The organism is Delftia sp. Lp-1 (genome assembly GCF_020523835.1).
GTDB lineage: Bacteria > Pseudomonadota > Gammaproteobacteria > Burkholderiales > Burkholderiaceae_C > Comamonas > Comamonas acidovorans.
The window spans coordinates 557702-580307 of the sequence record NZ_JAJALJ010000002.1; the positions used below are offsets into that span (position 1 = coordinate 557702).

The 22606-nt window shown below is 67.2% G+C and carries 25 protein-coding genes; 10 read left to right on the forward strand and 15 right to left on the reverse strand.

The annotated features are described in order from the left end of the window. The first annotated feature begins 49 nt into the window (after positions 1–49). From LGR64_RS19285 to LGR64_RS19295, 3 genes are all read left to right on the forward strand, one after another. Positions 50–340 (forward strand): H-NS histone family protein, encoded by a 291-nt coding sequence (locus tag LGR64_RS19285; protein WP_012204081.1) that lies wholly within the window; start codon positions 50–52, stop codon positions 338–340. A gap of 123 nt (positions 341–463) precedes the next feature. After that, the gene (locus tag LGR64_RS19290; protein WP_141829523.1) at positions 464–643 is read left to right on the forward strand and encodes a hypothetical protein; all 180 of its coding nucleotides are present in this window, start codon (positions 464–466) and stop codon (positions 641–643) included. 74 nt (positions 644–717) lie between these two features. Further along, entirely contained in the window at positions 718–1926 is a 1209-nt protein-coding gene (locus LGR64_RS19295; protein ID WP_013803678.1) for an FAD-dependent monooxygenase, read from the forward strand. Positions 1927–1944: 18 nt separating this feature from the next. Here LGR64_RS19295 and LGR64_RS19300 read toward each other — a convergent pair whose 3' ends face one another. Then, on the reverse strand, positions 1945–3246 hold the full coding sequence (locus LGR64_RS19300) for an MFS transporter (protein WP_230356638.1): 1302 nt from the start codon (positions 3244–3246) through the stop codon (positions 1945–1947). A 91-nt stretch (positions 3247–3337) separates the two neighbouring features. Continuing rightward, positions 3338–4213, reverse strand: a complete 876-nt coding sequence (gene kynA / locus LGR64_RS19305) for a tryptophan 2,3-dioxygenase (protein ID WP_141829521.1) — start codon at positions 4211–4213, stop codon at positions 3338–3340. A 163-nt stretch (positions 4214–4376) separates the two neighbouring features. On the opposite strand from kynA (LGR64_RS19305), the gene ada reads away from it, so the two are divergent. Both ada and LGR64_RS19315 read left to right on the forward strand, forming a co-directional pair. Then, positions 4377–5297 (forward strand): bifunctional DNA-binding transcriptional regulator/O6-methylguanine-DNA methyltransferase Ada, encoded by a 921-nt coding sequence (gene ada, locus LGR64_RS19310; protein ID WP_141831095.1) that lies wholly within the window; start codon positions 4377–4379, stop codon positions 5295–5297. Beyond that, positions 5294–6280: a DNA-3-methyladenine glycosylase family protein gene (locus LGR64_RS19315; RefSeq protein WP_141829520.1), complete on the forward strand. Its 987-nt coding sequence runs from the start codon at positions 5294–5296 to the stop codon at positions 6278–6280. The genes ada and LGR64_RS19315 overlap by 4 nt, the downstream gene beginning before the upstream one ends. A 17-nt stretch (positions 6281–6297) precedes the next feature. On the opposite strand, the gene kynU is transcribed toward LGR64_RS19315, so the two are convergent. From kynU to LGR64_RS19360, 9 genes are all read right to left on the reverse strand, one after another. Beyond that, positions 6298–7602, reverse strand: a complete 1305-nt coding sequence (kynU, locus tag LGR64_RS19320) for a kynureninase (RefSeq protein ID WP_043824039.1) — start codon at positions 7600–7602, stop codon at positions 6298–6300. A gap of 67 nt (positions 7603–7669) precedes the next feature. After that, on the reverse strand, positions 7670–8299 hold the full coding sequence (gene kynB / locus LGR64_RS19325; RefSeq protein WP_141829519.1) for an arylformamidase: 630 nt from the start codon (positions 8297–8299) through the stop codon (positions 7670–7672). A 4-nt stretch (positions 8300–8303) separates the two neighbouring features. After that, complete coding sequence (locus LGR64_RS19330) at positions 8304–9692, reverse strand: amino acid permease (RefSeq protein ID WP_141829518.1); 1389 nt, start codon at positions 9690–9692, stop codon at positions 8304–8306. A 126-nt stretch (positions 9693–9818) separates the two neighbouring features. Further along, positions 9819–10604: a helix-turn-helix domain-containing protein gene (locus LGR64_RS19335; RefSeq protein ID WP_065347800.1), complete on the reverse strand. Its 786-nt coding sequence runs from the start codon at positions 10602–10604 to the stop codon at positions 9819–9821. Positions 10605–10616: 12 nt separating this feature from the next. Continuing rightward, positions 10617–11237, reverse strand: a complete 621-nt coding sequence (locus tag LGR64_RS19340) for a LysE family translocator (protein WP_013803669.1) — start codon at positions 11235–11237, stop codon at positions 10617–10619. Positions 11238–11342: 105 nt separating this feature from the next. Further along, positions 11343–11720 carry a RidA family protein gene (locus LGR64_RS19345; RefSeq protein ID WP_141829517.1) on the reverse strand — a complete coding sequence of 126 codons (378 nt, stop codon included), beginning with the start codon at positions 11718–11720 and terminating at the stop codon, positions 11343–11345. Between the two features lie 161 nt (positions 11721–11881). Next, entirely contained in the window at positions 11882–12742 is an 861-nt protein-coding gene (kynA, locus tag LGR64_RS19350) for a tryptophan 2,3-dioxygenase (RefSeq protein ID WP_141829515.1), read from the reverse strand. After that, positions 12739–13944, reverse strand: coding sequence for an amino acid aminotransferase (locus LGR64_RS19355; protein WP_185750903.1), 1206 nt, complete (start codon positions 13942–13944; stop codon positions 12739–12741). The genes kynA (LGR64_RS19350) and LGR64_RS19355 overlap by 4 nt, the downstream gene beginning before the upstream one ends. Before the next feature lie 75 nt (positions 13945–14019). Then, positions 14020–15453: an amino acid permease gene (locus LGR64_RS19360; RefSeq protein WP_141829511.1), complete on the reverse strand. Its 1434-nt coding sequence runs from the start codon at positions 15451–15453 to the stop codon at positions 14020–14022. A 138-nt stretch (positions 15454–15591) separates the two neighbouring features. On the opposite strand from LGR64_RS19360, the gene LGR64_RS19365 reads away from it, so the two are divergent. Continuing rightward, positions 15592–16062, forward strand: coding sequence for an Lrp/AsnC family transcriptional regulator (locus LGR64_RS19365; RefSeq protein WP_012204096.1), 471 nt, complete (start codon positions 15592–15594; stop codon positions 16060–16062). Between the two features lie 47 nt (positions 16063–16109). Here the strand turns inward: LGR64_RS19365 and LGR64_RS19370 are convergent, their stop codons facing one another. Continuing rightward, positions 16110–16430: a YkgJ family cysteine cluster protein gene (locus LGR64_RS19370; protein ID WP_034391185.1), complete on the reverse strand. Its 321-nt coding sequence runs from the start codon at positions 16428–16430 to the stop codon at positions 16110–16112. Positions 16431–16629: 199 nt separating this feature from the next. Between LGR64_RS19370 and LGR64_RS19375 the strand changes: the two genes are divergently transcribed. From LGR64_RS19375 to LGR64_RS19385, 3 genes are read left to right on the forward strand one after another with little or no spacing between them, the layout of a single operon-like run. Further along, complete coding sequence (locus LGR64_RS19375) at positions 16630–16971, forward strand: FeoA family protein (RefSeq protein WP_043824050.1); 342 nt, start codon at positions 16630–16632, stop codon at positions 16969–16971. Beyond that, on the forward strand, positions 16968–18911 hold the full coding sequence (gene feoB / locus LGR64_RS19380; RefSeq protein WP_141829509.1) for a ferrous iron transporter B: 1944 nt from the start codon (positions 16968–16970) through the stop codon (positions 18909–18911). Before LGR64_RS19375 ends, feoB begins: the two co-directional genes overlap by 4 nt. Positions 18912–18925: 14 nt before the next feature. Beyond that, entirely contained in the window at positions 18926–19120 is a 195-nt protein-coding gene (locus tag LGR64_RS19385; RefSeq protein ID WP_012204100.1) for a hypothetical protein, read from the forward strand. A gap of 85 nt (positions 19121–19205) precedes the next feature. Here the strand turns inward: LGR64_RS19385 and argF are convergent, their stop codons facing one another. Together argF and LGR64_RS19395 are read right to left on the reverse strand one after the other, a co-directional pair. Further along, positions 19206–20138, reverse strand: a complete 933-nt coding sequence (gene argF / locus LGR64_RS19390; protein ID WP_012204101.1) for an ornithine carbamoyltransferase — start codon at positions 20136–20138, stop codon at positions 19206–19208. A 10-nt stretch (positions 20139–20148) separates the two neighbouring features. Further along, positions 20149–21345 (reverse strand): aspartate aminotransferase family protein, encoded by a 1197-nt coding sequence (locus tag LGR64_RS19395; protein WP_141829506.1) that lies wholly within the window; start codon positions 21343–21345, stop codon positions 20149–20151. Positions 21346–21695: 350 nt separating this feature from the next. Between LGR64_RS19395 and LGR64_RS19400 the strand changes: the two genes are divergently transcribed. Beyond that, complete coding sequence (locus LGR64_RS19400) at positions 21696–22013, forward strand: DUF3579 domain-containing protein (protein ID WP_012204103.1); 318 nt, start codon at positions 21696–21698, stop codon at positions 22011–22013. A gap of 229 nt (positions 22014–22242) precedes the next feature. Here LGR64_RS19400 and rpsT read toward each other — a convergent pair whose 3' ends face one another. Beyond that, complete coding sequence (gene rpsT, locus LGR64_RS19405; RefSeq protein WP_012204104.1) at positions 22243–22536, reverse strand: 30S ribosomal protein S20; 294 nt, start codon at positions 22534–22536, stop codon at positions 22243–22245. Between the last annotated feature and the right edge of the window lie 70 nt (positions 22537–22606).

Below are 22606 nucleotides of genomic sequence, written 5' to 3' on the forward strand. Positions count from 1 at the left end.
ATTATGTTTTTATAATGAAAGCTCTTAAACTACTTTCAAGGCGCATACCATGAGCTCTTACAAGGAACTGCTGAAGCAGCGACAGGAACTGGAGCAACAGATCCAGGAAGCACGCAAGCGCGAGCTTGCCGACGCCGTGGGACAGGTTCGCAACTTGATTGCCGAATATGGTCTGACTGCCGATGACGTGTTTCCTGCAGCTCGTGGTCGTACCGCTGGCACAACCGGTGCCAAAGTGGCTCCCAAGTACCGCGATCCCGCAACCGGCCAAACCTGGACCGGACGCGGCAAGCCGCCAAAGTGGATTCAGAATCAGGACCGTGAGAAATTTGTCATCTGATTTTCCCGTCGCGCATGAAAGAGCCCGCCCAGTGCGGGCTTTTTTCATTGTCACGGCCATTTGTCAAAAGATTGTCTCAGTTGAGAATCTCTATCATCCGCGGCGTAAAGTGTGGATCCGTGTATGGACATTTCCAGAGCGGCGATGCAAAGGCCGATTTTTGGCCGCGCCGCACAGGTGATGGTCGGGCGATGTCCTTTATGGCAGTCTGGTGCGTGGCGGGATGCCCGTTTTTGGGATCTTGATGCGCCTCAATGCCTGGGGGATGCGCGCAAGTTTCAGAAGATTCCGAGCATTCTTTGATTTTCTCCAGCGGTGTCCGACTTGAATAATCAGGCCCCGGCCGCCATGGGTGGCGGCAGGGGCACAATACGCACATGAACAAGCAGGTGTTGATTGCCGGCGGCGGCATTGGTGGCCTGGCCGCCGCCATCGGTGCGTCGCGGGCGGGTTGGGAAGTGCGTCTTTTCGAGCAGGCGCCCGCGCTCAGTGAAGTGGGCGCCGGAATCCAGATCGGTCCGAATGTCGTGCGGCGGCTTCAGGCCTGGGGCCTGCAAAAACCGCTGCAGCAGGTGGTGGCATTGCCGGGCAGCCTGCGCGTGCGCAGCGCAGTCACCGGGCAGGAATTGGCGCATATGCCCTTGGGCAGCGAGTCCGTGCAACGCTATGGCGCGGCCTACGCCACCATCCACCGGGCCGATCTGCAGCAATTGCTGCGGGAAGCCGCTCAGACTTATCCGGGCATGCACCTGAACCTGGGCCAGCCCATCGAGAGCTTTTCCGAGACCGACGGCGTGGTCACCGTGCGAACCCGGGCCGGCAAGCTGATCGAAGGCGATGCCCTGGTCGCCGCCGATGGCGTGCGCAGCGTTCTGCGCCAGCAGTTGCTGGGCGATGGCCCGCCGCGTGTCACCGGGCATCTGGCCTACCGCGCCCTGGTGCACCAGGCCCAGTTGCCCAAGCGCCTGCGGGCCACCGATGTCACGGCCTGGCTGGGCTCGCGCATGCATGCCATCCAGTACCCCGTGCGCCGGGGCGAGCTGCAGAACCTGGTGATCATCATCCAGGGCCCGGCGCCCGAGGATCTGGCGAACTGGGACCATGCGGGCAATCTCGACGATCTGGTGCGGGTGCTGCAGGGCAGTTGCCCCCAGCTGCTGGACCTGGTCCAGCATGTGCCTGCAGCCGGTGGCGACTGGCGGCTGTGGCCGGTGGGGGATCGCCCGCCCGTGCAATCGGCCGCGCAGATGGCGCGCGGCGTGGTGGCCTTGCTGGGCGATGCGGCCCATCCCATGCGCCCCTATCTGGCCCAGGGCGCTGGCATGGCGATTGAAGATGCAGCCGAGCTGCAGCGCGCCCTGTCCATGCACGATCTCGACGTCAACATGCGCCTGCGCCGCTACGCGCTCAACCGCTGGCAGCGCAATGCGCGCGTGCAGGCACGCTCGCAGCGCAACGGCCGCATCTTCCATGCCACGGGTCCCGTGCGCTGGGGGCGTGACCTGTCGCTGCGCCTGCTGGGCTCCCGGCTGATGGATCTGCCCTGGCTGTACCGTGGCGATGGCTCGGCCGCCAACGCCTTGTAGAGACAGAGACTCCGGCCGCTAGGCGGCCGGGGCCTGCCGCAGCAGCGGCGAGGAGGGCAGGAAACGGAACGCGGTTGACGCGCCCACCAGCGTGGCTGCAATCGAGATCATCACCGCCTTGTAGGGCTCCACGCCCCAGGCCTCGGCCCAGGCCGCCACCCAGCCCGTGAACCATTGCACCAGGGCCACGCCCAGGAACATGGCCATGGTGAACAGCGACAGCGCGCGGCCGGTCATCTCGGGCGGGTAGGAAGCGCGCACATCGGCGTACTGCAGCACCGAGTAGCCTGACAGCAGGCCCATGGCGAAGATCAGTGCCACATTGGTCCAGCCATGGTGCAAAAAGGCCATGAGCATGAAGAGGCTGCCCATGAGCATCGAGTAATTGGTGAGCCAGCGCCGGCGCCGTCCTGGGCCGGGGTCCATGCGCCCGAAAATCGCGGGGCTGAACAGCGAGATCATCGATACGACCAGCGCCACATTGCCGCTTTCCACCAGCGAAAAGCCATAGCGATGGATGAGCAGCGGCCCCAGCCACAGGCCGCGCAGCGCCAGAAACGCTGCATAGCAGGCCATGGCCAGCAGGACGATACCCAGCGTGTGCGGCAGCGTGAACAGCTCGGCCATGCGGCGTGCCGCCACGCCCCAGCTTTCCCGTGCGGCGGTCTGTACTCCGCTGCGGGCGGGCTCGTGCACGCGCCACCAGATCAGCAGCCACGACAGGGCCGACATCACGGCCAGCAGCGCAAAGCCCGAGCGCCAGCCGAAATGCTGGACCAGCCAGGCCAGTGGCGTGCCTGTGAACAGCAGCCCCAGTCCACCGACACCCATGCCCACGCCCGACAGAAAGGCAAAGCGGTCCATGGGAAAGTGGCGCGAGATGAACATGGTGCAGGCCAGAAAGGCGGGCGAGCAGCCCACGCCGATCAGCAACTGGCCCACCATCAGCCAGCCGTAATTGGGTGCGGCGGCGGACAGTGCCGATCCCGCAATCGCCAGCGGAAACGACAGCAGCACCGTGCGCCGCAGGCCGTAGAGATCCATGCCGATGCCCATCAGCAGCTGGGCCACGCCGAAGGACAGGCCGAACAGGCCGGCGAAGGCGCCCAGCGACTGGGCCGTGAGCCCGAAATCCTGCTGAAGACCCGTGGCCATGACCGAGGTGGTGGTACGAAAGGCCTGGCTCAGCGCAAAGGCCGAGAGCAGGGACAGCAGCATGGCCCACAGCAGCTGGCTGCGCGGCGGCGGTGCTGCGGGGGAGGTCTGCGAAGCCTCTGTGTGTATGTTGTTGTGTGGGGGCTGTTGTGGCGCTGCGGACACGGTATTTCTCCTGGCGCCGCAGCTTACCCGTTTGCGCGCCTGCCCGCTGTCGCCACCGCAGCGGCCTGCTGTCGGTGGCGCCCGCCAGTTCTTACAGCTCGGTGCGCAGCGCCCAGATTTCGGGGAACAGCACCACGTCCAGCATCTTGCGCAGATAGCTGACGCCGCCCGTGCCGCCCGTGCCCCGCTTGAAGCCGATGACGCGCTCCACCGTGGTCAGGTGGCGGAAGCGCCACAGGCGGAAGGCGTCCTCGATGTCGGCCAGCTTTTCGCCGAGCTGATACAGGTCCCAGTGCTTGTGGGGATCGCGGTAGACGGTGATCCAGGCCTGCTTGACGCCCTCGCTGGCCTCGTAGGGCTGGGTCCAGTCGCGCTCCAGCCGGTCGGCGGGCACGTCAATGCCCTCGCGCGCCAGCAGCTGCAGGGACACGTCGTAGAGCGAGGGCGAGCGCCATGATGCCTCCACCTGGGCCAGCAGGTCGGGCCGGTGGGCATGGGGCTGGAGCATGGCGGCGTTCTTGTTGCCCAGCGAGAACTCGATGCAGCGGTACTGGTAGCTTTGGAAGCCGCTGGAGTTGGCCAGGTAGGGGCGCATGGCCGTGTACTCGGGCGGGGTCATGGTGGACAGCACGGTCCAGGCGCTGACCAGTTGCTCCATGATGCGGCTCACGCGCGCCAGCATCTTGAAGGCGTCGGCACGCGTGCCGCCTGCGATGGCGGCCGTGGCGGCTCGGACCTCATGCAGCATCAGCTTCATCCACAGCTCGCTGGTCTGGTGCTGGATGATGAACAGCATCTCGTCATGCGCGGGCGACAGCGGATGCTGTGCCGTGAGGATCTGGTCCAGGTGCAGGTAGTCGCCATAGCTCATGGACTGGCTGAAGTCCAACTGGGCGCGCTCCTCTTTGACGATGGATTCGGTGCGGCCGGGGCTGTTCATGGGGCAGCCGGAGTGTTCGGTGGTCATGTGGGAGTCTCGCAAGTCTCGACGCGGAAAATGCAGGGCGCAGCGTAACCGAATCCCGCGCTGAAATCCTGCGGGTTGCAAGAAGCGGGATGCGCGGGTGCTCCGGGCTGCGTAGAGTAGGGCATCCGATGACCCAGAAAGACATGCCGTGTCCAACCAAGCCATGAATCAAGCCAGCAATGCCACTGCCAACCCCACGGCCCTGGTGGCCCGATGCTGCCGCTGGCTGGAGACCGAGGAGCCCCCGCCTGCCCTGGGCGCTCTGGCCGAACGCTCGGGCCTGAGCCCCTGGCAACTGCACCGATTGTTCAAGCAGGCCACGGGCCTCACGCCCAAGGCCTATGCCAAGGCCCATCGCGCGCATGCCCTTCGCGCGGCGCTGCAGCCGGGCCAGAGCGACTCGGTCACCGATGCGGCCTACTCCAGCGGCTATGCGGCCAGCAGCAGTTTCTACCGCGACGCAGGCGCCATGCTGGGCATGGCGCCCGGCGACTACCGGCGCGGCGGCATGCGCCAGACCATCCGCTTTGCCGTGGCCGAATGCACGCTGGGCAGCATCCTCGTGGCCAGCACCGAGCGCGGCGTGTGCTGCGTACTGCTGGGCGACGACGCCGAGGCCCTGGTGCAGGACCTGCAGCAGCGCTTTCCGCTGGCCGAACTGGTGGGTGGCGATGCGGGCTTCGAGCACACCGTGGCCCAGGTCGTGGCCCTGGTCGAGCAGCCGCGCCGCGGTCTGGCGCTGCCGCTGGACGTGCAGGGCACGGTCTTCCAGCAGCGCGTGTGGCAGGCGCTGTGCGCCATTCCGGCCGGCCAGACCCTGAGCTATTCGGAACTGGCCCTGCGCCTGGGCATGCCCACGGGCGCCCGCGCCGTGGCCAGCGCCGTCGCGGCCAACCCCATTGCCGTGGCCGTGCCCTGCCACCGCGTGGTGCGCAACGACGGCAGCATCTCCGGCTACCGCTGGGGCGTGGAGCGCAAGCGCGCCCTGCTGCTGCGCGAGGCGCGCCAGGCGCAGGAGGCCGCTGGCCGGGAGACAGGGCGGGAGAGCGGCCGAGCCCCGCTGCGCCAGGCCGGCAAGGCATGAGCGGGCGGCGTGGCGGCCACAGCCATGGCGCAGAGCAGCAACTGACGCTGCCGGCCGACTACCGCATGACCGAGTTCTGGGGCTTTCACCGGCGCGATGCCCAGCGCCTGTCCGAATGCGATCTGCAGGACGGCGACACCATCCGCATGCACAAGGGCCTGATGTGGAAAGGCCTTCCCACGCTGCTGACCCTGGAGCTGACGCAGCATTGCGAAGAGGCGGCCGTGGTGCAGGCCCGATGGCGCCTGCCCTCCGAGGCACGCGCCATCACCGGCATGGACGATGTGCTGGCCGCCATGCTGCGGCGCATGTTCGGACTGTCCCAGGATGTGGGCGAATTCGAGCGCCGTTTTGGCCGCCATGCGCGGCTGGGGCCGCTGCTGGCGCGTCAGCGTGGCCTGCATGTGCCCGCGGCCTGCACGCCCTGGGAGGCGCTGAGCTGGGCCGTCACCGGGCAGCAGATCAGCGTGGCGGCAGCCGTGTCGCTGCGCCGCCGCCTGATCGCTGCAGCCGGCCAGCCGGTGGCGCTGCACGATGGCCATGCCGACGCGCCGCAGCAGCTGTGGTGCATGCCGGAGGCCGCCCAGCTGGCACAGCTCGGTGAGGAGGATTTGCGCGCAGCCGGCTTTTCGCGGAGCAAGACGCACACGCTGCGCCTGCTGGCGCAGGCCGTGCAGTCGGGTGAATTGCCGCTGGACGACTGGGCGGCCCTGCCTGAACTGCCGGTGGCCGAGATCCGCGAGCGGTTGCTGGCCCTCAAGGGCATAGGCCCGTGGACTGTGAACTACATGCTGCTGCGCGGCTATGGACACCTGGACGGCCCGCTGCATGGCGATGTGGCCGTGCGCCGGGCCCTGGCCCTGCTGCTGAAGACGGACGCCATGGATGCGGCGCAGACCGAGTTGTGGCTGCGGGACTTCGCGCCCTGGCGCGCCCTGGTCGCGGCCCATCTCTGGGCCTCGCTGTCGTCCACGGCGTTCTGAAGGGCTGGCTCCAGGCTTCAGGTCACCGCATTGACGCGGTTGAACTCCGGCTTGCGCCATTCGCCTGATTCCAGCACCTGGCGCAGGTGCTCCACGGCGTGCCAGACATCTTCGAATCCCACGTACAGCGGCGTGAAGCCGAAGCGCAGGATGTCCTTGTGCAGGCCCGTGCCGTCGCCCTTGCGGAAGTCGCCGATCACGCCGCGTGCTATCAGCGCCTGCACGATGGCATAGGCGCCGCTGTCCTTGCCGTCCACGCCCAGCCCCTCCTCGCGCGTGAGGCAGACCTGGGAGCCGCGCCGGCCGTGCTCGCGCGGCGTGGCCAGGCCCAGGCCGTGGCCCTGGCAGCGTTCCTCGACCAGGGCGATGAACAGGTCGGTCAGCGCCAGCGACTTGTTGCGCAGCGCGTCCATGCCGCCCAGCGGCTCCACGGCCGTGAACACGTCCAGGCCGCACTGCAGCACGCTCAGGCTGACCATGGGCTGGGTGCCGCACAGGTAGCGCTGTATGCCCTGGGCCGGGTGGTAGTCCGGCACGAACTTGAAAGGCTCGGCATGGCCGAACCAGCCCGACAGCGGCTGCCAGAAGCGGTTGATCAGGCGCGGGTTGGCCCAGACAAAGGCCGGCGCACCGGGGCCGCCGTTGAGGTACTTGTAGCTGCAGCCAATGGCGAAGTCTGCATTCGCGCCCTTGAGATCGACAGGCACGGCGCCCGCGCTGTGGCACAGGTCCCAGACGCAGAGAATGCCCTTGCCCTGCGCGGCAGCCGTCACGGCAGCCATGTCGTGCATGGCGCCCGTGCGGTAGTTGACATGGGTGAGCATGCAGATGGCCACCTCGTCGGTCAGCGCGCCGGCAATTTCCTCGGGTTCGAGCAGCACCAGCTCCAGGCCGTATTCCTGGCAGACTGACTGGGCGATATAGAGGTCGGTGGGGAAGTTGCTGCGCTCGCTGATCAGGCGCTTGCGCTGCGGCGCGTCCTCGCGCGCAATGCGGGCCGCCGCCGACAGCACCTTGTAGAGGTTGATGGAGGCCGTGTCGGTGAACACCAGCTCACCCGCGCCCACGCCCAGCCAGGGGGCGAACTGGTCGCCCAGGCGCTGGGGCAGGCTGATCCATCCGGCATCGTTCCACGAGCGGATCAGGCCCTGCGCCCATTCCTGCTGCACCACCTCGGCCACGCGCGCGGCGGCGGCGCGGGGGCTGGCGCCCAGCGAATTGCCGTCAAGGTAGATCACGCCTTCGGGCAGCGTGAATTGGTCGCGCAGGGCGCGCAGCGGGTCTTGCGCATCGAGGGTGAGGCAGTCTTGCAGGCTCGTCACGGGGTCTCCTTGGGTATCGAAAAGGCGAAAGGCGCGGGCAGGGCCGGCGCCGCAATGCGGGCAGGGATCAGGCCAGGGCGCGCAGCACGGCGCGCACGGGCGAGGCATCGGCCTCGACCAGCTTGAGCGGCAGGGCGATGAGCTCGTAGTCGCCCTCGGCCACCTCGTCCAGCACCAGGTTCTCCAGCACGCGCAGGCCGCGCCGGCGGATCACCTGGTGGCTGTCCAGGCTCTTGCTGCTGGCCGGGTCGATGCTGGCGGTGTCAATGCCGATGAGCTTCACGCCCAGGTCGGCCAGGCGCTCCACCGTGGCCGGCGCATAGGCTGCCAGCTCCTGGTCCCAGGTGGTGGGGGCGCGCTTGTAGGTGCGCACCAGCACGCGTGCCGGAAGATGCTCCACGGCGTGGGCGATGTGCTCCCATTCGACCAGCGGTCCCTTGCCGATGGCGTGGATCACGCGGCAGGGGCCGAGGAAGGCGTCGAGATCCACGTTGCCGATGGATGCCCCGTCGGCGTCATAGTGCAGCGGTGCGTCGGCATGCGCTCCTACATGGGGCGACAGCGTGATGGCGCTGACATTGACCGGGCAGCCCGGCCCGATGGTGGCGCACCATTGCTGGCTGTAGGCCGTGTCGCCGGGAAAGACGGGGCTGGCGGCCTGCACGGCCGGGGAGATGTCCCAGAGTCTGCGGGTCATGGCTTCAGTCCTTCTTGCGCGCTTGTGCGCGGGGCCGGTACCACAGCGCATACACCAGGGCCAGCAGGCCCAGGAAGGGCAGGCCCGTGAGCAGCGTCATGTGGAAGACCTCGGTGAAATAGGTGGTGACGATCACGCCCAGCATCAGCGCGGCGCCGGCCAGCGTGAACAGCGGAAAGCCCCACATGCGGAACTGCAGGCGCTGGCCCGGATGCTCGCGCGACCAGCGCGCGCGGAAGAACAGATGGGTCACGAAGATCATGAACCAGGTGAACATGGCGCCGAACATGGACACGGACATCATCCACAGCAGCGAGCCCTCGGGCTTCCACAGGTTCACGGCCACGGCCACGGCAATGCCCAGGCAGGAGATGGCAATCGCCGCCACGGGCACGCCCCGGCTGTTCAACCGCCCGAACACCGAGGGCGCATAGCCGCCGCGCGACAGGCTGAACATCATGCGCGAGGTCACATACAGCTGGCTGTTCATGGCCGACAGCGCGGCCACCAGCACCACGAAGTTGATGATGCTGGCAGCGCCCGGGATGCCGATGATCTCCATCACCTTCACGAAGGGGCTCTTGTCTGTGCCGGCCTGCTGCCAGGGCACGATGGCCAGCATCAGCGCGATCGTGGCCAGGTAGAAGATCACCAGGCGCGCCATGGTGGTGCGAAAGGCCCGGGTGATGGCGCGCCTGGGGTCCTCGGCCTCGCCGGCCGCCACGGCCACGGCCTCCAGGCTCAGGTAGCTGAAGATGGCGATGATCACGGCCACCCAGGTGCCCCACAGGCCCTTGGGGAAGAAGCCGCCATCGGCCGTGTAGTTGAAAAAGCCGATGCCCTGGGGCTGCGAGCCGAACACCACCCAGGCGCCGATCAGGATGAAGGCCACGATGGCGATGATCTTGACCATGGAAAAGCCGTACTCCACCTGGCCGAAGGCCTTGACGCTGCTGGCGTTGACGGCCACCAGCGCGCCCGAGAACACCAGCACCCAGATCCAGCGCGGCACGTCCGGGAACCAGTAGCCCATGTAGATGCCGATGGCCGTCACCTCCATGCCCACGGCCAGCACCACGGCGGCCCAGTAGGCATAGCGGACCATGAAGCCGGCCAGCGGGCTGATGTAGTGCTCGGCATAGGCGCCGAATGAGCCCGAGGTCGGGTGGGCCACCGTCATCTCGGCCAGGCAGCCCATGAGCAGCAGCGAGATCAGCGCGCCGATGGCATAGCTGACCAGCACGCTGGGCCCGGCGAAGCCGATGGCGAAGGCGCTGCCCATGAACAGGCCGGTGCCGATGGCGCCGCCAATGGCGATCATCACCATCTGGGCGGCGGACAGCTGCTGGCGCAGGCCGGTTTCTCGTTGCTGAATGTCTTGGAAGGCGGCCATGGTGCGCGGCAGGTGGGGGCTGAAAGCGGAAGGCGTAAGTATCTGCGCTTTCACCGCCAGCCCCGGGCTGGCTGCTGCAAAACCATGGGAGGGTCCGGCCCAGATGCGGCCGGCTTAGGTACTGGCCTAGGCGCCGCGTGCGTAGCAGCCCGGCGTCAGCGCATGGTGTGCCTTGAAGGCGCGCTGCAGGTGCGCCTGGTCGGCAAAGCCCATGGCATAGGCTGCATCGGACAGCGCTGCGCCCGTGGCCAGCAGGCGGCGTGCGCCGTTGATGCGCAGGTTCAGGCGGTAGCTGCCGGGCGTCATGCCCGTGGCCGCCTTGAAGCGGCGGATGAAGCGCGTGGCGCTCATGCCGCATTCCTGGGCCAGGGACTGCACGGTCAGGCCCGCATCGGGTCCTGCATGCAGGCGCTGCAGTGCGGGGGCCAGGGCCGCCGCATCGCCGGGCAGGGGCAAGGCTGCGGGCTGGGCACAGCGGTCCAGCAGGTGCTCCAGGCCCAGGGCCAGGCGGTCGGCGGCCGCCGTGCCATCGACGGGGCGGCACAGGCCATCCACCAGGCTGGCGATGTCCGCATCCGTGAGCGTGCGCCGGGGAAAGCGCAGCGCGGCCACGCCCAGCCGCGCGTGCAGCCAGTCGGCATCGACAAACAGCATGCGGTAGGACCACGGCGCGCCGGGGTCGGGATTGCAGGCATGCCAGGCGCCGGGCTCGATCAGCACCACGCCGCCCGCCTCCACAGGCTGCGGGCCGTGGGCATGGTGGAACACGGTGCGGCCCGCGTCCACGATGCCGATCGAGTACTCGGCATGCATGTGCAGCCGAAAGCAATGCGGCGAGCGCGCGCTGTCGCGCAGCTCGGCCCAGGGGGCGGCCGGATGGCGGTGGAATCGGTGGGGGGAGGTTGAAGTCATGGCGGCCAGCCATCATGCCAGCATGGCCGCCACGCTGGCGACCAGCAGCAGGGCCAGCAGGCGGTGGAACAGTCGCTGGCGGCGTTCGGTGCGCAGCCAGCCCGAAAGCAGCTGCCCCAGCAGCGCCCAGCTGCCGACCCCCACCAGGCAGGCCAGCAGCGAAATGGCGCAAAACTGCAGCAGCGCCCACGGCGCATTCGCGTGGGGCAGCACGAACAGGCCCACGCCGGCCAGCGCCACCAGCCAGGCCTTGGGGTTGAGCGTCTGCACGGCCGTGCCCTGCAACAGCGCTTGCAGCAGGGCCTGCAGCGGGCGCTGCGATCCGGCCTGCTGCTGCGCACCGGCCTGGCCCACAGGTGCGTTGGCCAGCCGCCAGGCCAGCCACAGCAGATAGGCGGCGCACAGCCACTGTGCGGCCGTGGACAGCTGCGGCAGCGTCTGCAGCAACCACTGTGCTCCTTGGCCCATGACCCAGACCACGGCCGCATAGCTGGCGCTGGCGCCCAGCACATAGGCGGCAGAGACCAGGCGCGAGCGCGCTGCGCCGTGGCGCAGGGCCAGCACATTGACGGGGCCGGGCGTGATGGCGCCCACGAGGGTGAAGACGCCCATGGCGAGCAGCGAGGAGGACATGAGATTTCGCGCGGACGCAGGACTGCACAAGGCCCGCAGTCTCGTCCCGCACGCCGCCCCTGTATTGAACGCAATTGCGGGGCGCCGGCATGTCCGTCACATCCTCTAGGGGAGCATGGCGTAGGCCACGATCTCCAGCTTCATCCCCGGCACCACCAGCGCCGAAATCCCCATGCTGGAGCGGTTGGGATAGGGCGCCTCGAAGAACTCGCGGTACACGGCGTCGATGGCCTGCATGTCGGCCACGTCGGTCATGTAGATCAGCACTTGGGTCACATGCGCCAGCGTGCCGCCTGCGGCCTGCAGCGCGTTGCGCAGGTTGGTGAAGGTCAGGCGCGCCTGCTGTTCGATGGGGCCGGTGTCGATGCTGCCGTCGGGCCGCACGGGGCCGTGGGCCGTGAACAGCATCTGGCCGCTGGCCTTGACGGCCCAGGAGAAGGGCTGCTTGAGCGGCGGCAGTCCCACGTCGATGATTTGCTTCATGGATTTCCTTGTGTTTTGACTACATGCGAAGGCATGGTGTTCTTGCGTCGGAAACTGGGCGCGGCCCATCGGCGGACGCCGAGCAAGGGCCGTCCCGCAGCGATGGTGTCGTCCCGCGCCCGCGCAGCGAGAGCGGGGGAAGCGGCAAAGCCGCTCAGGGGTCACAGTTTCGTTCTCACGGACCAGATTTCGGGGAACAGCACCACGTCCAGCATCTTGCGCAGGTAGCTGACGCCGCCGGTGCCGCCCGTGCCGCGCTTGAAGCCGATGACGCGCTCCACCGTGGTCACATGGCGAAAGCGCCACAGGCGGAAGGCGTCCTCGATGTCGGCCAGCTTTTCGCCGAGCTGGTACAGGTCCCAGTGCGACTGCGGGTCGCGGTAGACCTGGGCCCAGGCGGCCTCGACCTCGGGGCTGGCCGTGTAGGGCTGGGTCCAGTCGCGTTCCAGGTGCCAGGCAGGAATGGCCAGGCCCTGGCGTGCCAGCAGGCGCAGGGCCTCGTCGTACAGGGAAGGTGCGCGCCATGCGGCATCCACCCGGGCCAGCAGGTCGGGCCGGTGAGCATGGGGCTGGAGCATGGCGGCGTTCTTGTTGCCCAGCGCGAACTCGATGCAGCGGTACTGGTAGCTCTGGAAGCCGCTGGAGCTGGCGAGATACGGGCGCATGGCCGTGTACTCGGTAGGCGTCATGGTGGCCAGCACGGACCAGGCGCCCACCAGCTGCTCCATGATGCGGCTCACGCGGGCCAGCATCTTGAAGGCATCTGCGTGGCGGTCGGCCGCCACGGCGGCCGTGGCCGCGCCCAGCTCGTGCAGCATCAGTTTCATCCACAGCTCGCTGGTCTGGTGCTGGATGATGAACAGCAGCTCGTCATGCGTGGGCGACAGCAGTTGCTGGGCGCCGAGGATGGCGTCCAGCTGCAGGTAGTCGCCATAGCTCATGGACTGGCTGAAATCCAGCTGCGCCTTTTCCTCGGCGACGATGCGCTCGGTCAGGCCGCCATGGATGGGGCAGCCGCTCATTGCGGTGCCTCCAGCACCGTGGCAATGGCGTCGGCCACGTACTGCACGTTGGCGCCGGACAGGCCCGACATGCACATGCGGCCCGAGCGGATCAGGTACACGCCGTGCTCGTCGCGCAGGCGGTGGACCTGGGGCTCGCTGATGCCGGTGTAGCTGAACATGCCGCGCTGGGTCAGCAGGAAGCCGAAGTCGCGCCGCCCGCCAAAGCGTTCATGCAGCGCGCCGTGCAGCTGGGCGCGCATGTCCTTGATGCGGCCGCGCATCTGCGCCAGCTCCTGTGCCCATTGGGCGCTCAGCTCGGGCGACGCCAGCACCTGCTGCACCAGGCGCGCGCCACGGGTGGGGGGCGAGGAATAGTTGCTGCGCACCGTGGCCTTGAGCTGGCCCAGCACATTGCCGGCCGTGGCCGCGTCGCTGCAGACCACGCTGAGGCCGCCCACGCGTTCGCCATACAGCGAGAAATTCTTGGAAAACGAGTTGGCCACGAAGGCCTGGGCGCCCGCATCGGCCAGGGCGCGCACGGACCAGGCGTCTTCATCGAGCCCATCGCCAAAGCCCTGGTAGGCCATGTCCACGAAGGGGATCAGGCCGCGCTCCACGATCACCGGGATGAGTTGCTGCCACTGCTCGCGCGACAGGTCCACGCCCGTGGGGTTGTGGCAGCTGGCATGCAGCAGCACCACGCTGCCCGAGGGCAGTTCGCGCAGTGTCTGCAGCATGGCGTCGAAGCGCAGGCTGCCCGTGGCCGCGTCGTAGTAGGGGTAGCTGTGGGTGCGCAGGCCCGCGCCCTGGAAGATGGCCAGATGGTTGTCCCAGGTGGGATCGCTGAGCCAGACCTCGGCGTCGGGGAAATAGTGCTTGATGAAGTCCGCGCCCAGCTTGAGCGCGCCCGAGCCGCCCAGGGTCTGCACGGTGGCGATGCGCTGCGCGCGCACGGCCTCGTGCTCAGCGCCGAACACCAGGCTCTGCACCAGCTGGCGGTAGGGAGCAATGCCTTCGATGGGCAGGTAGCCGCTGGGGCTTTGCTCGCGGGCCAGGGCATCGCCAGCCTGTCGCACGGAGTCCAGCACGGGCAGGCGGCCGGCCTCGTCGAAATACAGGCCGATGCTCAGGCTGACCTTGTCGGTGCGCGGGTCCTGCTGAAAGGCTTCCATCAGCGACAGGATGGGATCTCCGGGGTAGGGCGGGACGTGGCTGAACATCGAGGCGCGGGCGGTATCGAGGGGGGCAAGAGTCGTCATGTTTCTAAGGGAGGGAGAAAAACGGGAGGCCGGATGTCACCGGGCGGGAACCTGGGCTTGCGCTTGGGCTTGGGCTGAGGTTTGGGGCTGAGGGGCGGGCTGGCCGGCCGGCTTGCGGTACCAGATGGCGTAGATGGCGCCCAGCAGCAGCAGGAAGGGCAGGCCGGTGAGCACGGTCAGGCGGAACACGTCGGTGAACAGCGTGGACACCAGGGCGGCCAGCATCAGAGCCGCGCCCAGAAGCGTCAGCACCGGGAAGCCCCACATGCGGAAGGCCAGCGGCTTGTTGCCCTGGCGCACCCAGTGGATGCGGAAGAACAGGTGGGTCACGAAAATCATGAACCACGTGAACATGGCGCCGAACATGGCCACGGCCATCATCAGCATGAAGGACTGCTCGGGGTTGACGATGTTGAACAGCGTGGCCACGGCAATGCCCAGGCAGGACAGCAGCAGCGCGGGCAGCGGCACGCCGCGCGAATTCACGCGGCCCAGCACGGCGGGCGCATGGCCGGCGCGCGAGAGGCTGAACATCATGCGCGTGGTGATGTACAGCTGGCTGTTCATGGCCGACAGGGCGGCCACCAGCACCACGAAATTGACCACGCTGGCCGCGCCGGGCAGGCCGATGATCTCCATCACCTTGACGAAGGGGCTGCCGTCCTTGCCGGCGGCCGACCACGGCACGATGGCCAGCATCAGCGCGATCGTGGCCAGGTAGAACACCACCAGTCGCACCATGGTGGAGCGGAAGGCGCTGGTGACGGCACGCTGCGGGTCCTTGGCCTCGCCGGCGGCCACGGCGATCATCTCGATGCTCAGGTAGCTGAAGATGGCGATGATCACGCCCACCCAGGTGCCCCACAGGCCGTTGGGGAAGAAGCCGCCGTTGTTGACGTAGTTGGCAAAGCCCACGCCGGCCGGCCGGGTGCCGAACACTACCCAGGCGCCCACCACGATGAAGGCCACGATGGCGATGATCTTGATCATGGAGAAGCTGTACTCCACGGCGCCGAAGGCCTTGACGCTCATCATGTTCACGCCGATCAGCGCGCCCGAGAAGATCACCACCCAGGCCCAGCGCGGCACCTCGGGGAACCAGTAGCCCATGTACAGGCCCACGGCCGTCACCTCGGTGCCCACGGCCAGCACCACGCAGGCCCAGTAGGCATAGCGCACCACGAAGCCGGCCCAGGGGGCGATGTAGTGCTCGGCATAGGCGCCGAACGAGCCCGAGGTCGGGTGGGCCACCGTCATCTCGGCCAGGCAACCCATCAGCAGCAGCGAGATCACCGCGCCGATGGCATAGCTGATCAGCACGCTGGGCCCGGCGAAGCCGATGGCAAAGCCGCTGCCCAGGAACAGGCCGGTGCCGACGGCACCGCCGATGGCGATCATGGTCATCTGTCCGGCTGACAGCTGCTGTTGGAGTCCGGCTTCGCGCTGGACGATGTCTTCGAAGGCTGGCATGGGTTGTTGTCTCCGTTGCTGTGGGGGGCTTCGGAGGCGGATGCTAGTTACGGCCTTCGCAGGGCGTTTAGTAGTTATCCCTAAATGCGCTTGATCTTGGATAAGTTATTCTGTGAAACATGAATTCATAGGTGGTTTATGTCAATCGAGATCGACAGAACGGACCGGCTGCTGATCCGCGCCTTGCAGGACAACGCGCGGCTGACCTCGGGCGAATTGGCGCAACGCGTGCACTTGTCGCAATCGCCGTCGTGGCGGCGCATCAAGCGGCTGGAGGATGAGGGCGTGATCACCGGCTACCACGCCGCGCTGAGCCGGCGCGCCATCGGCTTTGGCGTGCTGGCCTTCGTGATGGTGGGCATAGACCATCAGAACGAGGAGTCATCGCGCCACTTCCAGGAAGCGGTCTGCGCCATTCCCGAGGTCGTGATGTTCCACGGCATCTCGGGGCCGGAGGACTTCCTGCTGGTCGTCGTGGCGCGCGATCTCGATGCCTATTCGGACCTGCTGCTCACCCGCCTGCACCGGCTGCCCGGCGTGCGCCAGGTGCACACGCATTTCTCGCTGCAGGAGTTCAAGGGGCAGTTGGCGGGGCTGCCCGTGGAATAACGGCTGGTGGTGGCGGCTGTTGGCGGCCGGCAGCGCCTGGCTGGTTGCTACAGCAGGCCGCTGTCCAGCGCCTGCATGCCATGGCGCACGCGCACGCGGTTGCAGGCATCGCTGCCGGCCGCAAATTCGCGGCAAGGCGAGGGCCGCCACTCGTAGATGCCGCAATGGGCCTTCTCGCCCACCTTGCCCACCAGCGCTGCGCAGCGCGGGCGCGACCAGTCCGTGCCGCGCATGCGGCAGGTGTAGTCGGTGACTTCCTCGATCAGCCCGGCCGGCACGCGGCCGCCATGCTCCTGCGACTCATGCACGGAAAAGTCCACGCGGAACGACGCGCAGCAGGCGCCGCAGCTCAGGCAAGGATGGGTCATGGCGTGGGCAAGCAGGTGCAGGTGCGGATCGTGGGAGCGCGATTGTCGCGCGCACGCGTGCGGGGCGCCTGGAACCGGCCAAAAACCATGACGGCCATTTGGCAAGACCCTGCCTCTTACTCCGATACCATGCGCGGGCTTCCCACGGGGATTCGATCAAAATCAAAATGAGAATAAAAATCAGTTGATACAACACGCCATGCATTCGATGAATCCCGGGACGGACGCCACGGCTCCGTCCGCACTGTCCGCGCCTCCCAGCTCTCCAAGCCCGGCCACCGCTGCGGCCATCACCCTGGATGCGCTGCCGCGCCAGGTTCCGGCGCGCGTGGTCGAACTCCATGCGGCGCGCGACACGGCCGAGCAGGAACTGCTGCTGCGCCTCATGGAAATCGGTTTCCTGCCGGGCGAGCCCGTTCGCATCCTGGCCGCAGGCTTTCCGGGCGACGACCCGCTGGCCGTGCGCGTGGGCCAGGCCACGTTCGCACTGCGCCGCCATGAGGCGGCCCTGGTGCGCGTGGCGCCGGAGGCGGTGGCATGAGCGCGTCGTCCTCTCCCAAGCTCATCCAGCCGCTGCAGCCTGCCCAGGGTGGTGGCGGCGGTGGTGATTCCGCACTGCGCCTGGCCTTGCTCGGCAATCCCAACTGCGGCAAGACGGCTCTGTTCAACCTGCTGACTGGCGCGCGCCAGAAGGTGGCCAACTACGCGGGCGTGACCGTGGAGCGCAAGGAAGGCTGGCTGAGCACGGCCAGCGGCCGGCGTGTGCGCGTGCTGGACCTGCCGGGCACCTACAGCCTGCACGCCCACAGCGAGGACGAACGCATCACGCGCGACATCGTCTCGGGCCGCCACGCGCGCGAGGCGCCTCCCGAACTGCTGGTCTGCGTCACCGACGCCACCCATCTGCGCCTGAACCTGCGCCTGGTGCTGGAAGCCCAGCGCCTGGGCCTGCCCATGCTGCTGGTGCTCAACATGAGCGACATGGCCAGGCGCCAGGGCATCGATATCGACCGCGAGGCGCTGTCACGCGCCCTGGGCATGCCCGTGCTGTCCACCGTGGGCGTGCGCCAGGACGGCGCGCGCGAACTGCTGCAATGGCTGGACGGCCCCGAAGCCCGCGCCCTGGCGGCGCCGCAGCTGCAGGCCCCGGCCCGCCCGGGCGATGCGCGCGAGCAGGTGCTGGCCCTGCACCAGCAGGTGGCCCGCATCATGGCCGACTGCGTCAAGGAGCCCGTGGTGGACACCCGGCGCGACGACCGCATCGACGCCGTGGTGCTGCACCCGCTGTGGGGCATGCTGCTGCTGGCAGCCACGCTGTTCCTGATGTTCCAGGCCGTGTTCAGCTGGGCACAGCCGCTGATGGACGGCATCGAAGGCGGCGTCTCGGCCGTCTCGGCCCTGGTCAACGAGCACATGCCCGAAGGCGCGCTGCGCAGCCTGCTGGCCGATGGCGTGATCGCGGGCACCGGCGCCGTGCTGGTCTTCCTGCCGCAGATCCTGATCCTGTTCCTGTTCATCCTTGCCCTCGAGGATTCGGGCTACCTGCCGCGCGCCGCCTTCATGCTGGACCGCATCATGGGCAAGGTCGGCCTGTCGGGCCGCTCCTTCATTCCGCTGCTGTCCAGCTTCGCCTGCGCCGTGCCCGGCATCATGGCCACGCGCTCCATTACCAGCTGGCGCGACCGCCTGGTGACCATCATGATCGCGCCGCTGATGACCTGCTCGGCGCGCCTGCCGGTCTATGCGCTGCTGATCAGCGCCTTCATTCCCGAGCGCACGGTGGGCGGCATCTTCAACCTGCAGGGCCTGGTGCTGTTCGCGCTGTACGTGGCCGGCATCGTCAGCGCCATGGCCGTGGCCGGCGTGGCCAAGTTGGCCGGCCGCAGCGCCGGACCCACGCCGCTGCTGATGGAGCTGCCCTCCTACCGCTGGCCCAGCCCGCGCAGCCTGGCCCTGGGCCTGTACGAGCGCGCCATGATCTTCCTGCGCCGCGTGGGCGGCATCATCCTGACCGTGAGCATCGTGCTGTGGTTCCTGGCCAGCTACCCGGCGCCGCCCGATGGCGTCACCGAGGCGGCCATCCGCTACAGCTTTGCAGGCCGCATCGGCGGCTGGCTGGAGGTGGTGCTGGCGCCGATCGGCTTCAACTGGCAGATCGCCATCGCCCTGGTGCCCGGCATGGCCGCGCGCGAGGTGGCCGTCAGCGCCATGGGCACGGTCTATGCCCTGTCCGCCGCCAGCGACGAGGCCATGGCCGAGCAACTGGGGCCGCTGATCGCCCACACCTGGTCTATGGCCACGGCGCTGTCGCTGCTGGCCTGGTTCGTGTTCGCGCCCCAGTGCATCTCCACGCTGGCCGCCGTGCGGCGCGAGACCAACGGCTGGCGCTATCCGCTGCTGATGACCGGCTATCTGTTCGCGCTGGCCTATCTGGCCAGCTTCATCACCTATCGTGTAGCCGTCGCGCTGGGCGCGGGCTGAAAGGAACAAGCACCATGTGGCAGAACATCATCGTGGGTTTGATCGTGGCCCTGGCCGGCATGTCCCTGGTCTGGCGCTATCTGCCCGCGCGCTGGCGCCAGAAGGCCGGGCAGATGCATCCGGCTCTGGCGCCCAAGGATGCGGGCGGCTGTGGCGGCTGCAGTGCCTGCGGCGGGGACAGCTGCGCACCGGACAAGCGGGGACCGTAAGGCCACGGCCCGAACTTCCACCGGGAAAAAAGAATGCCTGCAGGCGCAAAGCCTGCAGGCATTCTTTTTTGAGCGGACTGCGTTGTCAGTTCGGCTGGCGGCCCAGCAGCAGGTATTCCATCAGAGCCTTCTGCACATGCATCCGGTTCTCCGCCTCATCCCAGACCACGGACTGCGGCCCGTCGATGACCTCGGCCTCCACTTCTTCGCCGCGGTGGGCGGGCAGGCAGTGCATGAACAGGGCATCGCCACGTGCTGCGGCCATCATTTCGGCGTCCACGCACCAGTCGGCAAAGGCCTTCTTGCGGGCTTCGTTCTCGGCCTCGTAGCCCATGCTGGTCCACACGTCGGTGGTCACCAGGTCGGCGCCCTTGCAGGCGTCCAGCGGGTCCTTGAAGACCTTGTAGCAGCCCTCGCGCGGGGTCTTGCCGCCAAAGGCCAGCTTCTCGTCCACCTCGTAGCCGCCCGGCGTGCTGACGTGGACGGTGAAGCCCAGCAGGTCGGCCGCCTGTAGCCAGGTGTTGGCCATGTTGTTGCCGTCGCCGACCCAGGCGACGGTCTTGCCCTGGATCGAGCCGCGGTGCTCGATGAAGGTGAAGATGTCGGCCAGGATCTGGCAGGGGTGGAACTCGTTGGTCAGGCCGTTGATGACGGGAACGCGCGAGTATTCGGCAAAGCGCACGATCTTGTCCTGGCCATAGGTGCGGATCATCACCAGGTCGGTCATGCGGCTGATGACGCGTGCGCTGTCCTCGATGGGCTCGGCGCGGCCCAGCTGGCTGTCGCCCGTGGTCAGGTGGACCACCGAGCCGCCGAGCTGGTACATGCCCGCCTCGAAGCTCACGCGGGTGCGCGTGCTGGCCTTCTCGAAGATCATGGCCAGCGTGCGGTCGCTGAGCGTGTGGTGCTTTTCGTAGCCCTTGAACTTCTTCTTGATCAGGGCCGCGCGTTCGAGCACATAGGCGTACTCGTCGGCCGTGAAGTCGGAAAACTGCAGATAGTGCTTGATGGCAGTCATAGGCAGGTACTCATTCGGACAGGAATTGCACGATCAGGGGCTTGAGCTTGGCGACCACTTCGTCGGCTTCGGCCTCGGTCATGATCAGCGGCGGCACCAGGCGCACCACGGTGTCGGCGGTCACGCTGAACAGCAGGCCGGCTTCGGCGCCACGGCCCAGCAGGGCGCCGCAGGGCTTGTTCAGCTCTATGCCGATGATCAGGCCCTGGCCGCGCACATCGACCACGCCCTTGACGTCGGCCAGTTCCTTTTGCAGCGTGGCCTTCAGGTGGTCGCCCACCTTGGTGGTGTGGGCCAGCAGGCCGTCCTCTTCCATGATGCGGATGGTTTCGATGCCCGCGCGCATGGCCAGCGGATTGCCGCCGAAGGTGGAGCCATGGTTGCCCGGCTGCAGCACCGTGGCCGCCTTGCCATGGGCCACGACGGCGCCGATGGGCACGCCCGAGCCCAGGCCCTTGGCCAGGGTCATCACGTCGGGGATGATGCCGGCCCACTGGTGGGCGAACCACTTGCCCGTGCGGCCCATGCCAGCCTGGACTTCGTCGAACATCATCAGCCAGCCGTTGGCATCGCACAGTGCGCGCACCTGCTGCATGTACTCGATGCGCATGGGGTGCAGGCCGCCTTCGCCCTGGATGGGCTCCATCATCACGGCCACCACGTCGGGGTTGCCGGCCGTGGCCTGCTGCAGCGCCTCGTAGTCGTTCACCGGCACGCGCAGGAAGCCGTCGAGCAGGGGGCCGAAGCCGTCGCGCACCTTGGGGTTGCCCGTGGCCGTCATGGTGGCGATGGAGCGGCCGTGGAAGGCATGCTCGTAGACCACGATCACCGGCTTGGCGATGCCCTTGTCCACGCCGTACTTGCGAGCGATCTTGATGGCGGCCTCGTTGGCCTCCAGGCCCGTGCTGCAGAAGAAGACATTGGTCATCTTCGAGCGCTCGGTCAGCAGCTTGGCCAGCGTTTCCTGGCCGGGCACGTGGTAGTAGTTGGAGGTGTGGATGAGCTTGGCCACCTGGTCCTGCAGCGCAGGCACCAGCTTGGGGTGGTTATGGCCCAGCGTGTTCACTGCAATGCCGCCCAGCGCATCGAGGTACTGCTTGCCGTTGACGTCCCACACGCGGCAGCCCTGGCCTCGCTCCAGAGCGATCGGTACGCGGCCATAGGTGTTCATCACGTGGGGCGAGGCAGCCTCAATGAAAGCGGTCATTGCAAAAATCTCCTGAGCTGGAAAGTAAACGGCATCCGGGCGTTGCCGCCGCAGATGCCTGAAAAACAGCGAAGCCCGATTCTAGGGGCCGCGCGATGGCCTACCGTTGCGGTTTGCGCATCACAGCCATGCAATGAACCTACGCCACACTTGGGTAGTGCGCTGCAACAAGGCCTCAGCTCTTATATAAGAGATAAAATGCCGGCTTGGCCTGCTGGCAGCGATCCTGCCTGTGGGCTCTGACTTTTTTGAAGGACTTGCGCAAACAGGACGTGGCAGGGCGCCGTGCCCCTTGGCAGGTCGCCTGTTTTGTTCCTTGTTGCGCAAGTCGTATTTTGGCGTGCATCCTGATGGTCTCTCCCTCCAGCAAAGAACTGTTCATCCAGGGCATCACCCACGAAGGCAAGACTTTCCGGCCCAGCGACTGGGCTGAGCGGCTGGCAGGCGTCATGAGCCAGTTTCGCCCCGGTGGTGCCCAGCGCGGCAGCCACCTGAGCTACTCGCCCTGGTGTGTTCCCACAACGCTCAATGGCGTCAAGTGCGTGGTCGTGCACCGCGACCTGCGCGACTACGAGCCCATGGCCTGGGATTTCTGCCTGAACTTCGCCAAGGACAACAACCTGCAGGTTGCCGAGGCCTGCCTGATACCGGACGAGCCGGCCCGCTGAGGCCGGCTTCTTTTTTTGCGGGTCGTTCCCGTTCGATGTGAAGCGCGCCTGGGGTGCGTTTTTTTTCGCCTGGGCTCCGGAGGGTGGGGCTTTTTTGGTGGATCCTGTGGATGCAGGAGCATCGTTCAGGCACAAAAAAACCGCCCGAAGGCGGTTTTCTCGTTCGCTGACAGCGCACCCGTTACAAACGGCAGATGGCCGGAGCCATCCGTGCGGTTGCCTAATTGGATTAGGCGGCGGCCAGGGCCTTGACCTTGGCGGACAGGCGGCTCTTGTCGCGAGCGGCCTTGTTCTTGTGGAAGATGCCCTTGTCGGCGATCGTGTCCAGAACGGATTGGGCTGCGGCAAACAGTTCGGTTGCCTTGGCCTTGTCGCCAGTCAGAACGGCCTTTTCGACCTTCTTGACGGCGGTGCGGTACTTGGAACGCAGCGAGGTGTTGGCTGCGTTGAGCTTGGTGTCCTGGCGGACGCGCTTGCGGCCGGAGGCGAGACGGGGGTTCTTCTTTGCGGGCTTGGATGCCATGATATGTATTCCTAGTGTCTGAGGATGTTGTCGGCGAAGCGCGGGATTATAGCACGCAGCCCGGACAGGG

Coding starts and splice junctions, on each gene's coding strand:
- LGR64_RS19285 (WP_012204081.1), top strand. CDS start 50: ATGAGCTCTTACAAGGAACTGCTGAAGCAGCGACAGGAACTGGAGCAA.
- LGR64_RS19290 (WP_141829523.1), top strand. CDS start 464: ATGGACATTTCCAGAGCGGCGATGCAAAGGCCGATTTTTGGCCGCGCC.
- LGR64_RS19295 (WP_013803678.1), top strand. CDS start 718: ATGAACAAGCAGGTGTTGATTGCCGGCGGCGGCATTGGTGGCCTGGCC.
- kynA (WP_141829521.1), bottom strand. CDS start 4,213: ATGACCACCGAACACTCCGGCTGCCCCATGAACAGCCCCGGCCGCACC.
- ada (WP_141831095.1), top strand. CDS start 4,377: ATGAATCAAGCCAGCAATGCCACTGCCAACCCCACGGCCCTGGTGGCC.
- LGR64_RS19315 (WP_141829520.1), top strand. CDS start 5,294: ATGAGCGGGCGGCGTGGCGGCCACAGCCATGGCGCAGAGCAGCAACTG.
- kynB (WP_141829519.1), bottom strand. CDS start 8,299: ATGACCCGCAGACTCTGGGACATCTCCCCGGCCGTGCAGGCCGCCAGC.
- LGR64_RS19330 (WP_141829518.1), bottom strand. CDS start 9,692: ATGGCCGCCTTCCAAGACATTCAGCAACGAGAAACCGGCCTGCGCCAG.
- LGR64_RS19335 (WP_065347800.1), bottom strand. CDS start 10,604: ATGACTTCAACCTCCCCCCACCGATTCCACCGCCATCCGGCCGCCCCC.
- LGR64_RS19340 (WP_013803669.1), bottom strand. CDS start 11,237: ATGTCCTCCTCGCTGCTCGCCATGGGCGTCTTCACCCTCGTGGGCGCC.
- LGR64_RS19345 (WP_141829517.1), bottom strand. CDS start 11,720: ATGAAGCAAATCATCGACGTGGGACTGCCGCCGCTCAAGCAGCCCTTC.
- kynA (WP_141829515.1), bottom strand. CDS start 12,742: ATGAGCGGCTGCCCCATCCATGGCGGCCTGACCGAGCGCATCGTCGCC.
- LGR64_RS19355 (WP_185750903.1), bottom strand. CDS start 13,944: ATGTTCAGCCACGTCCCGCCCTACCCCGGAGATCCCATCCTGTCGCTG.
- LGR64_RS19360 (WP_141829511.1), bottom strand. CDS start 15,453: ATGCCAGCCTTCGAAGACATCGTCCAGCGCGAAGCCGGACTCCAACAG.
- LGR64_RS19365 (WP_012204096.1), top strand. CDS start 15,592: ATGTCAATCGAGATCGACAGAACGGACCGGCTGCTGATCCGCGCCTTG.
- LGR64_RS19370 (WP_034391185.1), bottom strand. CDS start 16,430: ATGACCCATCCTTGCCTGAGCTGCGGCGCCTGCTGCGCGTCGTTCCGC.
- LGR64_RS19375 (WP_043824050.1), top strand. CDS start 16,630: ATGCATTCGATGAATCCCGGGACGGACGCCACGGCTCCGTCCGCACTG.
- feoB (WP_141829509.1), top strand. CDS start 16,968: ATGAGCGCGTCGTCCTCTCCCAAGCTCATCCAGCCGCTGCAGCCTGCC.
- LGR64_RS19385 (WP_012204100.1), top strand. CDS start 18,926: ATGTGGCAGAACATCATCGTGGGTTTGATCGTGGCCCTGGCCGGCATG.
- argF (WP_012204101.1), bottom strand. CDS start 20,138: ATGACTGCCATCAAGCACTATCTGCAGTTTTCCGACTTCACGGCCGAC.
- LGR64_RS19395 (WP_141829506.1), bottom strand. CDS start 21,345: ATGACCGCTTTCATTGAGGCTGCCTCGCCCCACGTGATGAACACCTAT.
- LGR64_RS19400 (WP_012204103.1), top strand. CDS start 21,696: ATGGTCTCTCCCTCCAGCAAAGAACTGTTCATCCAGGGCATCACCCAC.
- rpsT (WP_012204104.1), bottom strand. CDS start 22,536: ATGGCATCCAAGCCCGCAAAGAAGAACCCCCGTCTCGCCTCCGGCCGC.